The 13,000-nt window shown below is 64.5% G+C and carries 13 protein-coding genes; 7 read left to right on the forward strand and 6 right to left on the reverse strand.

The genetic code is table 11. The features are described from left to right. Window positions 1-616 precede the first annotated feature (616 nt). Entirely contained in the window at window positions 617-1,033 is a 417-nt protein-coding gene (locus GDN70_RS00170; RefSeq protein ID WP_028139859.1) for a RidA family protein, read from the forward strand. Window positions 1,034-1,358: 325 nt separating this feature from the next. Here GDN70_RS00170 and GDN70_RS00175 read toward each other — a convergent pair whose 3' ends face one another. The 3 genes from GDN70_RS00175 to GDN70_RS00185 form a co-directional block, all read right to left on the reverse strand. Then, entirely contained in the window at window positions 1,359-1,922 is a 564-nt protein-coding gene (locus GDN70_RS00175; protein ID WP_028139858.1) for a cytochrome P460 family protein, read from the reverse strand. Between the two features lie 73 nt (window positions 1,923-1,995). After that, window positions 1,996-3,024 (reverse strand): alpha/beta fold hydrolase, encoded by a 1,029-nt coding sequence (locus GDN70_RS00180; RefSeq protein ID WP_028139857.1) that lies wholly within the window; start codon window positions 3,022-3,024, stop codon window positions 1,996-1,998. A gap of 37 nt (window positions 3,025-3,061) precedes the next feature. Next, entirely contained in the window at window positions 3,062-3,481 is a 420-nt protein-coding gene (locus GDN70_RS00185; RefSeq protein WP_028139856.1) for an organic hydroperoxide resistance protein, read from the reverse strand. Between the two features lie 198 nt (window positions 3,482-3,679). On the opposite strand from GDN70_RS00185, the gene GDN70_RS00190 reads away from it, so the two are divergent. Continuing rightward, a complete protein-coding gene (locus GDN70_RS00190) occupies window positions 3,680-6,556 on the forward strand; it encodes a tetratricopeptide repeat protein (protein WP_152102019.1) in 2,877 nt (958 codons plus the stop codon). A gap of 71 nt (window positions 6,557-6,627) precedes the next feature. Here GDN70_RS00190 and GDN70_RS00195 read toward each other — a convergent pair whose 3' ends face one another. Next, window positions 6,628-7,299, reverse strand: a complete 672-nt coding sequence (locus tag GDN70_RS00195; RefSeq protein ID WP_018316334.1) for a response regulator transcription factor — start codon at window positions 7,297-7,299, stop codon at window positions 6,628-6,630. A 338-nt stretch (window positions 7,300-7,637) separates the two neighbouring features. On the opposite strand from GDN70_RS00195, the gene GDN70_RS00200 reads away from it, so the two are divergent. Then, window positions 7,638-9,263 carry an MFS transporter gene (locus GDN70_RS00200; protein WP_173015728.1) on the forward strand — a complete coding sequence of 542 codons (1,626 nt, stop codon included), beginning with the start codon at window positions 7,638-7,640 and terminating at the stop codon, window positions 9,261-9,263. Window positions 9,264-9,340: 77 nt separating this feature from the next. Here the strand turns inward: GDN70_RS00200 and GDN70_RS00205 are convergent, their stop codons facing one another. Both GDN70_RS00205 and GDN70_RS00210 read right to left on the reverse strand, forming a co-directional pair. Then, window positions 9,341-9,814, reverse strand: a complete 474-nt coding sequence (locus GDN70_RS00205; RefSeq protein ID WP_028139853.1) for a secondary thiamine-phosphate synthase enzyme YjbQ — start codon at window positions 9,812-9,814, stop codon at window positions 9,341-9,343. Window positions 9,815-9,973: 159 nt separating this feature from the next. Continuing rightward, complete coding sequence (locus GDN70_RS00210; RefSeq protein ID WP_152102020.1) at window positions 9,974-10,495, reverse strand: hypothetical protein; 522 nt, start codon at window positions 10,493-10,495, stop codon at window positions 9,974-9,976. Between the two features lie 359 nt (window positions 10,496-10,854). On the opposite strand from GDN70_RS00210, the gene GDN70_RS00220 reads away from it, so the two are divergent. The 4 genes from GDN70_RS00220 (at window position 10,855) to GDN70_RS00235 (ending at window position 12,996) form a co-directional block, all read left to right on the forward strand. Continuing rightward, window positions 10,855-11,229: an AtpZ/AtpI family protein gene (locus GDN70_RS00220; RefSeq protein WP_028139851.1), complete on the forward strand. Its 375-nt coding sequence runs from the start codon at window positions 10,855-10,857 to the stop codon at window positions 11,227-11,229. A gap of 109 nt (window positions 11,230-11,338) precedes the next feature. After that, a complete protein-coding gene (locus GDN70_RS00225; RefSeq protein WP_028139850.1) occupies window positions 11,339-12,088 on the forward strand; it encodes a F0F1 ATP synthase subunit A in 750 nt (249 codons plus the stop codon). A 53-nt stretch (window positions 12,089-12,141) separates the two neighbouring features. Next, complete coding sequence (locus GDN70_RS00230; RefSeq protein WP_007599451.1) at window positions 12,142-12,372, forward strand: F0F1 ATP synthase subunit C; 231 nt, start codon at window positions 12,142-12,144, stop codon at window positions 12,370-12,372. A gap of 60 nt (window positions 12,373-12,432) precedes the next feature. Continuing rightward, a complete protein-coding gene (locus GDN70_RS00235; RefSeq protein WP_152102021.1) occupies window positions 12,433-12,996 on the forward strand; it encodes a F0F1 ATP synthase subunit B' in 564 nt (187 codons plus the stop codon). Window positions 12,997-13,000 lie beyond the last annotated feature (4 nt).

The raw sequence follows: 13,000 nt of genomic DNA on the forward strand, positions 1-13,000 counted from the left end.
TCGGACGGCTTATGCCGTGCTCTCCCGGGAGCCGAACTTTCCCTCTGGCCTCCCTTGCCTCACGGAATTCGCCGGCATGGCGCCGGTTGGCGCCATGTCGCCTCCGTAAGACTTGACCGTAGCAACGACGGCCAGGACCACACGGTTTTGCCGTACGCACACAGCGCCGTTCGTACAACGCGGCTTGCGAGAAGCTCACGGGGATCGGCTCAATCCATCACCCCGCCCCGCGTCTCACATCCGCGACGGCGCCAATGCGTCCACCGCAGCCCGATCCGCGGCTCGTGACGACGTACGACCGCCCCTTTTCGCCGGATCAGGGTGAGCAATACCTACGACAAAGCCGAATTTCTGTAAATACGAATATTTTCGATCAAGCCGATTGACCCAGCCGTTGCTGTTTTGCCTGACGATCACCCAAGCCCTTGGGGTGACCCGGGCACGTCGCCCGCAAAATCATGCCTTGAAGAACGCACTTGAATGTCCGCTGATCTCCTCCAGCAGCGCAAACGCGGATATTGTCCAACTTCATAACCGGAAGTGCGGCTTGCCGGAATCATGGGTATTATCCTCGTAGGATCACCGCCGATCGTCGGCATATAACCAAGGTTTCGCAATGAGCCGAACGGTACACGCTCCCACTGGACTCTTTGATAGCCGGCACTACGGCTTTGCGCAGGTAGCAATCGTCCCAACGCGCCTCGGCGACGCCGTCCATGTCTCTGGCCAAGTGGCTTGGGACGCAGATCGAAACGTCGTTGGTGCCGGTGATATTCGGCTCCAACTCGAGAAAAGTCTGGAGAATCTTGCGGCCGCCCTGGCGTCCGTCGGTGCAAAACTATGCGACGTCGGTGCACTTCGGCTCTATATCAGGCAAAGTCATATGCATGAGAGCAGCGCCATCACCGGAGCTCTCAAGGCGGCCTTCGGCGAGAATCCGCCTTGCGCAACTTGGATCGGGGTGTCGAGCCTCGCGAATGAGGCGTTCCTCATCGAGATCGAGCCTTCGGTCGTTTTTATTGACCGAGAGTGACTTGATAGCCAGCGGCAGCCTCGGGCTGCGATAAGCAAACTCGGTGGTCAAGGCCCTCTGTCGCTCGGTCATTGAGCGGCATCGCTTGAACGTCCGCAATGGGTCAAAACCGGCAATGTTCTGAACGAGCCGAATGACTTCGCTCTGCCTCAAGACCGGACATCCGCGAGTTAGCGAGGAAGCGCCTCAGCCCGTCGGCATGCCCTGCCTGCCCTGGTGGCAACCATCGCGTCTTGCGTCCGGCTCTCGATGCCGGGCTTTTGCAGGATCGCGCAGATGTGCGCCTTGCGGATGGCGGCGGAATGATTGCCGGCCGAGGTCCGCTTCAGGGCGCAAGCCGTGTGAAGACGTAGTCGCGGCTGCTGGCGCGGGCTTCGTGACAGCCCCAGCAGGTGCGGTGCTGGGCCTCGTCGACCGGCTTGCCGCCGATGAAGCGGCCAAAGCCCCAGCCGCCGGTGGAGGCATATTTCTTGGAATCCTTGACCATCACCTGGACCGTGGTGGCGGCGCCGGGGATGGTCGCGGACGCAAACTCCGGTGACTGTTTGCGCTTCCAGGCGCGCTTGACCAGAATGGTGCCGTCGGGGAACGGCAGCTTGCCGGCCTGATACGCGTCGATTGCGGTCCGGTTGCCGACGACAGCGCGGAACTCGTCGAGCGGCGCGGCCTCTTCGGCCGGCGCGATCAGCTCCCACTGCTTGTAGCCCGGCGGAATCGTGACGCCGAAGATCGGCGAGGCGTCGGCCGTGTCGCGTGCCGCCGGCCCCTCCGCCGAAGCGATCGTGACGAGATACGGCACGCAGGTCAGGAGCACGACGAGCAGGACCACGGCGAGCACGATCATCGTGGCGTAAGGAGATTTGTTCTTTTCAGGTTCGGCTGGCGTCATGACCATTCATCAAGCTGGGTTCAATGGGCGATCCCCGGTCCGGCCCATGGCTGGACCGAGGTGTCGTAGATGCTCAGGCGCCGTCGGCGTCGATGACGGCCTTGGCGAAGGCTTGCGGTGCTTCTTGCGGCAAATTGTGGCCGATGCCGCCGGTGATCAGGCGAAACTCGTATCGACCCGAGAACTTCCTGGCATAGGCGCTCGGGTCGGGATGCGGCGCGCCGTTGGCGTCGCCCTCCATCGTGATCGTCGGCACGTCGATGACGGGAGCCGCTGCCAGCTTCTTTTCGAGATGCTCGTATTTCGCTTCGCCCTGGGCGAGCCCGAGCCGCCAGCGGTAGTTATGGATCGTGATCGCGACATGATCCTTGTTGTCCAGCGCCGCCGCACTTCGATTGAAGGTGGCGTCGTCGAACTTCCATTGCGGTGAGGCGAGCTTCCAGATCAGCTTGGCGAAATCATGCGTGTACTTCTCGTATCCGGCACGGCCGCGCTCGGTGGCGAAATAGAACTGGTACCACCATTGCAGCTCGGCAGACGGCGGCAACGGCGCGTTGCCGGCGGCCTGGCTCGAGATCAGATAGCCGCTGACCGACACCAGCGCGCGGCAGCGCTCCGGCCACAGCGCGGCGATGATGTCGGCGGTGCGCGCGCCCCAATCGAAGCCGGCGACGACCGCCTTCTTGATATCGAGCTTGTCCATCAGCGCGATGACGTCGGCCGCCATCGCGGCAGGCTCGCCGTTGCGCGGCGTCTCGCTCGAAAGGAAATGCGTCGTGCCGTAGCCGCGCAAGTGAGGGATGATCACGCGATAGCCGGCCTTGGCCAGGATCGGCGCGACGTCGACGAAGGCGTGAATGTCGTAGGGCCAGCCGTGCAGCAGGATCGCCACGGGACCGTTCGAAGGACCCGCCTCGGCATAGCCGACATTGAGGACGCCGGCATCGATTTGCTTGATCGCCCCGAAGGACGCAATCGATGCGGACGATTTCGGCGCTTCGGTCTCGGCGCGCGCGAGGTCGATCACGCCAAGACCGACGGCGACGGTTCCTGCGGCGACGCCAAAGAACTGGCGGCGATGCTGGTCGATGATCTGCTTCATGGTGGAGCTACCTTTCTTGATGGTTGGTGATGGCGCGTCAGATCAGCGCGACCGTGACGTCGATGTTGCCGCGAACGGCCTTGGAATAGGGGCAGGTCCGATGCGCATCATCGATGATGCCGCGCGCGATCTCGGGGTCGAGGCCCGGCAGGCTGACATTGAGGCGCGCCCGGAGCGAATAGGCGCCCTCGTCGAGCACGAGATCGATTTCCGCATCGATCGCGCATTTCCTGGGAAGCTCGATCTTCCGCTGGCGCGCCGCGATCTCCATCGCGCCTTCGAAGCAGGCCGACCAGCCGGCGGCGAACAATTGCTCGGGATTGGTGCCGATGCCTGCGGCGCCCGGCGGCGACAGCTTGACGTCGAGGCGGCCGTCGGAGCTGCGCGATATGCCGTCGCCTCGGCCGCCGCTGGTGTGGGTCTTGGCCGTGTAGAGTGTTTTTGCCGCCTGCGTCATGAAGCTGTCCTTTCCGTTGCGCAACTGACTAGCAGTGGCTGGTGCAGGACACCCGTTGGGAGTTGTGAGAAGTTGTGAGGCCAGACCTCGCGCGCTTAACAAGGCCTGCATCCGCGGTCTGATGCCGATGCAGCGACGGCCTTGCCGGATCGCGATCATCTGGCTATCGGGGCCTGTCGAAGGGACCCGAGATTTGCCATGACAGAGCCGGCCGGCACCGCAACGGGAACTTTATCGTTCGGGCCATTCTCCGTGACGCCACATGAACGGCTCGTGATGCGCGACGGCGTCGCGTTGCCGCTCGGCGCGAAAGCGTTCGACACGCTGATGGCGCTGATGTCGCGGCCGAACCAGGTCGTCGGCAAATGGGACCTGATGGCGCTGGTGTGGCCCGGCATCACCGTCGAGGAGGCCAATCTGCGCTTTCACGTCGCAGCGCTGCGCAAGGCGCTCGGCGACGGCAAGGACGGCGCCCGCTACATCACGACGCTGTCCGGCCGCGGCTATTGCTTCGTGGCGCCGATTTCGCAACTCGCAGCGCCGATTTCGCAAACAGGCATTGCGGCAGCCCAGCGCCCCGCGCCGCGGCTGGAATTGCCGCCGGTGAAACTGCCGAACCGGTTACAGCGGATGGTCGGGCGCGACGATGAGATCGCCGCCGTCTCCGACAGGCTCATCGCCTCGCGCTTTGTGACGATCGCCGGCCCGGGCGGCGTCGGCAAGACGGCGGTCGCAGTGGCGATCGCTCACGACCTGCTCGAGACCTTCTCCGATGCCGCGCACTTTGTTGATCTCGCCGCGCTCAGCGATCCCGATCTCGTGATCACCTCGATCCTGCTGATGCTGGGCTTGCCGGCCGAGACCGACGATCCCCTGCCCGCGCTGCTCGCGCATGTCAGGGACAAGCGGATGCTGCTGGTTCTCGACAATTGCGAGCACGTCATCGCGACGGCCGCACCGCTGGCGGCGGACATCTTCCAGGCGGCGCCACATGTCCATATCCTCGCGACCAGCCGCGAGGCCCTGCGCGTCGAGGGCGAGCAGGTCTATCGATTGGCGCCGCTTGCCGTTCCGCCCGACGGCTCCGGACTGACGGTCGCCGCAGCGCAGACCTATCCGGCGCTGCAACTGTTCCTCGAACGTGCCACGGCCAGCGGCGCGCAGATCAGTCTCGACGACGCCAATGCCGCGATCATCGCGAGGATCTGCCGCAAGCTCGACGGCATGGCGCTGGCGATCGAACTCGCCGCCGGCCGGGTCGAAGCCTACGGCCTGGAGCAGACGGCCGCACTGCTCGACGAGCGCCTCAATCTGCTCTGGCAGGGCCAGCGAACGGCGCCGCCCCGGCAGAAGACATTGCAGGCCACGCTCGACTGGAGCTACGGACTGCTGTCGGATCTCGAACGCCTCGTACTGCGCAGGCTTGCGGTCTTCGCCGGGCATTTCACCATCGACGCGGCGCTCGAGGTCGTGCCGGACGAGCGCGTCGACCAGGCCCGCCTGTTCGACGCCGTCGACAGTCTCGTGGCCAAATCGATGGTCGCGCCGCGCCCCATCGGCGCCATGATGCGCTACCGCCTGCTCGACACGACGCGCGCCTATCTGCTCGAGATCGAGCCCGACGGCGCGGCTCTCGCCGCGCGCCACGCGACTTACTACCGGCGATGGCTGGAACAGGCCGGCATGACATGGGCCGCCGTGCCGAGCGCGGACGAACGAGCTGCTCACTTCTCCGCACTTCACAATGTGCGCGCCGCGCTCGACTGGTGCTTCGGGGCGGGCGGTGATCTCGGCATCGGCATTGCGCTCACCGCCGCCGCGGCGCCGATCTTCCTGGCGATGTCCCTGTTGATCGAATGCCGGCGCTGGTCGGAACGGGCGCTGCTGGCGATGGACCCCTCCTCGCGCGGCAGCGCCGAGGAAATGCACATCCAGGCCGCCCTCGGACTGACCCTGATGTTCACCCGCGGCGGCAGCGAAGCGGCGCGCAGCGCCCTGAGCCGGAGCCTTGCGATCGCGCAAGCGCGCGGCGACGACATCAACCAGCTCCAGCTGCTCGGCCGGATGCATATCTTTCACGAGCGGATGGGAGAGTTCGACGCCGCGCTCGGCTATGCGCAGCAGAGCCTCGCGGTCGCGAGGTCGCTGGGCGATCCCGCCTCGATCGCCCTCGCCCATTCCCTCCTCGGCGTCTCCTTGCATCTGGCAGGCGAGCATCGCGACGCGCTCGAGATGCTGGAGGTCGCCTGGCGGGGACCGGGCACGGAGCGAATCAGCACCGTCCACGGCTTCGATCATCGCAACCGGGCCGGCATCACGCTGGCTCGCGAGCTCTGGTTGCAGGGCCGGCCCGCGGATGCGCTGCAGCTGGCGCGGCAGACGGTCACCGAGGCCGCGCAGATGGATCACCCGATCACGCTCTGCATTGCGCTGATCTGGACGGTCGCGATTGATCTGTGGAGCGGAGACCTCGACGGTGCGGACGCGAATATCGACCGCTTCATCGCGCATGCGACGTCGCGCTCGATGGGGCCTTATCTCGCCGTCGGCCGCGGCGTCAAAGGCGAGCTGGCGATCCGGCGCGGCGAAGCGGCCGGCGGCGTCGAGACGATCAGGACTTGCCTGCGCGAGCTCCACGATGCCGGCTACGAGCTGCTGACCACGACGTTCAACATCGCGCTGGTTCAGGGATTGTTGGCGCTCGGCCAGATCGAGCAGAGCGCACAGCTGATCGACGACGCCATCCGCCTCGTCGCGCAGAGCGGCGATCACCTCTACATGCCCGAGCTGTTGCGCATGAAAGGCAAGGTCCTATCGTACCTGCCGGAACCGCAGGTCGAGGGCGCGGAGGCCTGCCTGGTGCAGTCGCTGGAGCTCAGCCGCGGCAAGGGCGCGAAAGCCTGGGAGCTGCGGGCCGCGATCGACCTCGCCCGGCTAATTGCCGAACGCGGCCGGCGTGACGAAGCAAAACGGTTGCTTCAATCGGTTCTGAAGGGCTTTGCTGAAGGTGCCGAAACGGAGGACATCAGGATCGGCAACGAACTGCTGCGGAGGTTATCAACCCCGCCATCCTGATGAGGTGCGAGGCATGGGACGCAACGCGCTCCATGGGGCGCCTCGGGATGACGGGTTTGATGGCTTGGCGCTCACCCCGTCGGCGTGCCCTGCTTCCACTGGCCGCCGGCGATCTTGGCGGCCGCGATCACCGCCTGGGTGCGGCTCTCGACGCCGAGCTTTTGCAGGATCGCCGAGACATGTGCCTTGATGGTGGCCTCGGAGACCCCGAGTTCATAGGCGATCTGCTTGTTGAGCAGGCCCTCCGACAGCATCATCAGGACCCGGACCTGCTGCGGCGTCAGGGTCACCAGGCGGTCGCGCAGGCGCGTCATGTCGGGATCGGCCGCAGCCGACAAATCGGTATCGGCGGGAACCCAGACGTCGCCCTCCATCACCTTGAGGATGGCGTCGCGCAGGGTCTCGACGCCGAATCGCTTGGGAATGAAGCCGGAGGCGCCGAAATCGAGCGAACGGCGGATCGTGGCGCTGTCATCGGACGCCGAGACGATCACCACCGGGATCGCCGGATATTGCGCGCGCAGATAGATCAGGCCGGAAAAGCCTGAGATCCCGGGCATCGAGAGGTCGAGCAGGATCAGGTCGACATCCGAGGTCTGTTCCAGGAGCTTGGTCAGATCCTCGAACGATCCGGCCTCGTCGATCCTGGCCGAGGTCAGGACGCCGGCCACCGCCTGTCGCAGCGCGTCGCGGAAAAGAGGATGGTCATCGGCGATGACGAGATGGGTCGAGGGAGCGTTCATCGTTCTCTTGCTGTCGTTCGCGGGCCGGCGGACCAATCCCGGGTATGTCAATTCTTCCCCGAGCGGCCGTGGCATGCAAGTGCACATTATCCCTTTGCTGCAAAGGGGTTAATCCGGAAGCCTACGTGGCGGCGCGCCGGTGCCCGATACCGGGCGTCAGCTACGCGTCAGTGCGCAAGGCCGAAAGTCGTATTGGGGCGGGTTTCACGCCGATGTTACCTTGCGGGCAAGACCTGGGTTGATCCGGCATGTCCGGACGTCTGGGGCGCGAGGAAACGCAATTCGGGGAGCGACTCAACATGTCGACAATGGCCGTATCTCAAGCAGGCGCGGGAGGGATGACGAAGGACGAACGGTTCGTCATTCTCGCCTCCTCGCTCGGTACCGTCTTCGAGTGGTACGATTTCTACCTCTACGGTTCGCTGGCCGGCATCATCGGCGCGCAGTTCTTCTCGGCCTATCCGCCGGCAACCCGCGACATCTTCGCGCTGCTGGCGTTCGCAGCCGGCTTCCTGGTGCGTCCGTTCGGCGCGATCGTGTTCGGCCGCATCGGCGACATCGTCGGCCGCAAATATACCTTCCTCGTCACCATCCTGATCATGGGTCTGTCGACCTTCATCGTCGGCCTGCTGCCGAACGCGGCCACCATCGGCATCGCGGCTCCGATCATCCTGATCGCGCTGCGCCTCGCCCAGGGCCTGGCGCTCGGCGGTGAGTATGGCGGCGCGGCGACCTACGTCGCGGAACATGCTCCGAACGGCAAGCGCGGCTACTACACCTCCTTCATTCAAACCACCGCGACGCTCGGCCTGTTCCTGTCGCTGCTGGTGATCCTGTTCACCCGTAGCGCCCTCGGCGAGACCGACTTCGCGGCGTGGGGCTGGCGCATCCCGTTCCTGGTCTCGGTGCTGCTGCTCGGCATCTCGGTCTGGATCCGGCTTCGCCTCAATGAATCCCCGATCTTCCAGAAGATGAAGGACGAGGGCAAGAGCTCGAAGGCGCCGCTGACCGAAGCCTTCGGCAACTGGCAGAACGGCAAGCTCGTGCTGCTCGCGCTGCTCGGCGGCGTGATGGGCCAGGGCGTCGTCTGGTACACCGGCCAGTTCTACGCGCTGTTCTTCCTGCAATCGATCCTGAAGGTCGACGGTTACACCGCCAACCTGCTGATCGCCTGGTCGCTGCTGCTCGGCACCGGCTTCTTCATCGTGTTCGGCATGCTGTCCGACAAGATCGGCCGCAAGCCGATCATCCTCGGCGGCTGTCTGATCGCGGCGCTGACCTTCTTCCCGATCTTCAAGATGATCACCACCAATGCCAACCCGGCACTGGAAAAGGCGATCGAATCGGTCAAGGTCGACGTGGTGGCGGATCCCGCGGGTTGCGGCGACCTGTTCAACCCGGTCGGCACCCGTGTCTTCACCGCACCTTGCGACACCGCACGCGCTTATCTGTCGCAGTCGTCGGTCAGGTACACGACCACGCCGGGCGCAGCCGGCTCGGGCGTGAAGGTGGTGGTCAACGGCAAGGACATCGCCTACGCCAACGCCAAGGACGGCAACCCGGCGGTGCTCGCCGCGGTGCAGGCGGCCGGTTATCCGAAGGGCGGCGACGCCGGAATCGTGAAGATGGCGCATCCGTTCGACATCTTCCGTCCGCAGGTGGCGGCGATCATCGGCCTGCTGTTCGTGCTCGTGGTCTACGTCACCATGGTGTACGGCCCGATCGCGGCGATGCTGGTCGAACTGTTCCCGACCCGCATCCGCTACACCTCGATGTCGCTGCCCTACCACATCGGCAACGGCTGGTTCGGCGGCCTGCTGCCGGCGACCGCCTTTGCCATCGTGGCCTCGACGGGCGACATCTATGCCGGCCTCTGGTATCCGATCATCTTCGCCTCGATTACCGTCGTGATCGGCTTCTTCTTCCTGCCCGAGACCAAGGACGTCGACATCAAGGCGACCTGATCGAAAGCAGCGATAAGCACAACGAACCGGCCGCGGAGCGATCCGCGGCCGGTTTTGTTTTGAGCGCTAAAATTGCTTTACTGATTGCTGCCGACGAATTGCAGCACCACCTCGCGCCGGTGCGGGCGCTTGCGGTGCTCGATCAAGTAGATCGCCTGCCAGGTGCCGAGGGCAAGCCGGCCGTTCAGGACTGGAACCTGAAGCGAGGCCCCGGTCAGCATCGTCTTGATATGTGCCGGCATGTCGTCGGGTCCTTCGGTGTCGTGGGTCCACCCGGCATTCTCCGGCGCGAGCCGGGATAATGCCGTGGTGAGATCGACGAGCACGGACGGATCGGCATTCTCCTGGATCGTCAGCGAGGCCGAGGTATGGCGGATGAACAGCGTCAGCGCGCCGTCGCGCGCGTGAACCTCGGCGATGAATTTTGCAGCCTCGCTGGTCAGATCGGTGAAGCCGTGGCCCGATGTCTGCACGGTCAGCAATGACGATGCGATGGTGGTGGCTTGCACCGACGATGGCGCCGAGCGCGTGATGGATTTGGCTGATGTCATCAAATATCTCGATTGATCGAACACTGCCGTAGGGTGGGCAAAGGCGCGAAGCGACGTGCCCACGTCCTTTCTCAGCATCGTGGAAACATGATGGGCACGGCGTAAGAACGCCTTTGCCCACCTACGGCACCTCAACGCATGGATGGCGCGAAGAGGTCCTCAAATCTTCCCCGACACGTCCTTCTGGACGCGGTTGGCCATGTCGATCAGCCGCCGCCAGGCCCTTTCCAGAAACGACATCACGCGGTCGACGTCCTGATCGCTCGGCAGCGGGATCTCGATCTTGCGCTCGCCCTCGGCGCCCTTGGGCTCCGCTTTCTTCAGCGGGTCGGATTTCGGCAGCGCCTCGTCGATCTTGCCGGACACCGTCGGCCCGGCTGCGAGCTGTCCCTTCAGCCTCTCGACCTCGGCCTGGAGTCGGCCGATCTCGGCGTCGAGCGCGGTCCGTTCGTCGGGCACCGCGTAGCAGGCCCAGCCGATGCCGTTCTTGGTGCAGGTCGATACCGTGCCGGTGCGCGTGTCGAGCCGCAGCACGCCCTCGGGGATCGGCGCCATGCTGTAGCGGCCGTTCTCGCTGTCGGGCGTGGATTGCGCGGCCTCGAGGTCGCCGCCGATCGCCATCGCGGCGGCGAACGCCGCCAGCGCAAGCCATGATGTTGTGAATGACGTCACTGGTCTCATCGCGCTCTCCGCCACGACGTGCAGGTGGCCCTCTCGCAAATTCTACACCCCGGTGAGGCGATCCGCCGCCCAAAACACGCACCCGCATCAACGATCGCGGCGGCGTCTTCGATCCCGGCAGCGTGGCGTAAGGGCGGCCGCATCCGCCGATCCTGAGGCCTGCTGCTGCGGTGCGGCGTCACGCTGTGTGCAGCGCTGCCGTGTGCGCCAATATCATCAAACAAATCAGCTACATAACCGAAAGCGACGCAATCGTGACTTGGCTTGACTTGATTATGGGCCATCAGTATGGTCCGCGCGGCTTTTGAGGGTGGCGGGCGCAATTTCCATTCAGCCGCGGCGTTTCGGGTCTTCGTTGCATGACACAGGGCACGGGACACGGCGAGAATGGGGATCGCGATAGATCGTCCGAGGAAGCTGCGCTTTCCGAACGGCTCGGAAAACTTGATCAGCGGTTGTCCGAACTCCGGGACCAACGAATCAAGACCGAGCAACCCGCAGGTGACGGTGAAGACAGAGCGGCCAGAGCTTCGGCGATGGCGCTTGGTTTCCGGTTATCCTCCGAGTTGGTCGCCGGGGTCGTCGTCGGAGCGGGGATTGGCTGGGGTTTCGACCGCTTGCTGTCGACGTCGCCTTTCGGATTTATCGTGTTCCTGTTGCTGGGCTTCGTCGCCGGCGTGGTGAATGTGGTGAGAACGGCGGGTGCGGGTCAAGACAGGCGCGGTGGGTCTTAGCCGATCCGCACCAGAGGAATGATCGTGCCGGCCTTGCCGGTACGGGCCGGCCCGGCCGGCAGACCGAGACCCGCCGGCATTGCCCGGCAGACCAAGAGATGCCGCGCTGATGAAAATCGACCCGATCCACCAGTTCAACATCGAGCCTCTCTTCACCCTGGGCCATATCGGCAATCACACGATCGCCTTCACCAATTCGTCGCTCTACATGCTGGTGGCGGTGGCGGTGATCTCGATCCTGATGCTCGCCAGCGGCACGCAGCTGGTTCCCGGGCGCCTGCAGTCGGTTGCCGAAATCTCCTACGAATTCGTCGCCTCGACCATCCGTTCGACGGCCGGCGCGGAAGGCATGAAGTTCTTCCCGCTGATCTTCTCGCTGTTCATGTTCATCTGCGTCTCGAACCTGGTCGGCATCATCCCCTACACCTTCACGGTGTCGAGCCATCTGATCGTCACCGCGGCGCTGGCGCTTCTGGTCTTCTTCACCGTGCTGATCTACGGCGTCGCCAAGAACGGCCTGAAATTCTTCTCTATCTTCGTGCCCCACGGCGTCCCCGGCTACATCCTGCCGCTGGTGATGTTCATCGAGGTCCTGTCGTTCTTCCTGCGGCCGGTCTCCCACAGCGTCCGTCTGTTCGCCAACATGCTGGCCGGCCACATCGCGCTGAAGGTGTTCGCGGGCTTCGTCGCCATGCTCGGCTTCTCGCTCGGCGCGCTGGGCTGGGTCGGCGGCGTGCTGCCGCTGGCTCTCACGGTCGCGCTCTACGCGCTCGAGATTCTGGTCGCGTTCCTGCAAGCCTATGTGTTTGCGATCCTGACCTGCATCTACCTCAACGACGCCATTCATCCGGGACACTGAGCGGTCCGGGGAATTTCCACCCAAAACCCAATCTTTCTTCCAAGGAGTCTAAAATGGATCCGGCAGCAGCAAAACTTATCGGCGCGGGCATCGCATGCATCGGCATGGGCGGCGCAGGCGTCGGCGTCGGCGTGATCTTCGGCAACTACCTCGCCGCAGCCGTTCGCAACCCGTCGGCCGCTCAGGGCCAGTTCGGCAACCTGATCTTCGGCTTCGCCGTGACCGAAGCGCTCGGCATTTTCTCGCTGCTGATCGCGCTGCTGCTGCTGTTCGTTCCGCTCTGAGGACGAAGTTTCGCGCCGCTTCGACCGAAGCGGCGCGCATGACGGCAACAGGAGTAATCCATGGCTGAAAGTCATGGCGGGGCGAAAAGTCCGGCGGCGGGCGCCCACACCGGGGCCGAAGGCGGTCACGGTGGCGGTTTTCCGCCGTTCGAGAGCAGCAACTACGCTTCACAGCTGGTGTCGCTCGCGATCTTCTTCGTCGCGCTTTATGTGATCGTGTCCAAGCTTGCTCTGCCGCGTGTCGGCGGTGCGATCGAGGCCCGTCAGAACAAGATCGAGGGCGACCTCGCCGAAGCGCAGAAGCTGAAGGACCAGTCCGACGCGGCGCTGAAGGCCTATGAGAACGAGCTTGCTTCGGCACGCTCGCGCGCGCAGGCGATCGGCAACGAATCCCGCGACAAGGCGAATGCGCAGGCGGACGCCGAGCGCAAGACGCTGGAAGAGCAATTGGCGGCCAAGCTCGCCGGGGCGGAGAAGACCATCGCCTCGACCCGCGCAACCGCCATGAGCAACGTTCGCGGCATCGCCGCCGATGCGGCAGGCCAGATCGTGCAGCAGCTCACCGGCGTGGTTCCGGACGCGGCGTCGGTCAATGCCGCCGTTGATGCGTCCTTGAAGGGTTAGTCGA

It is taken from the genome of Bradyrhizobium sp. TM102 (assembly GCF_009176685.1).
GTDB classification, from domain to species: domain Bacteria; phylum Pseudomonadota; class Alphaproteobacteria; order Rhizobiales; family Xanthobacteraceae; genus Bradyrhizobium; species Bradyrhizobium ottawaense.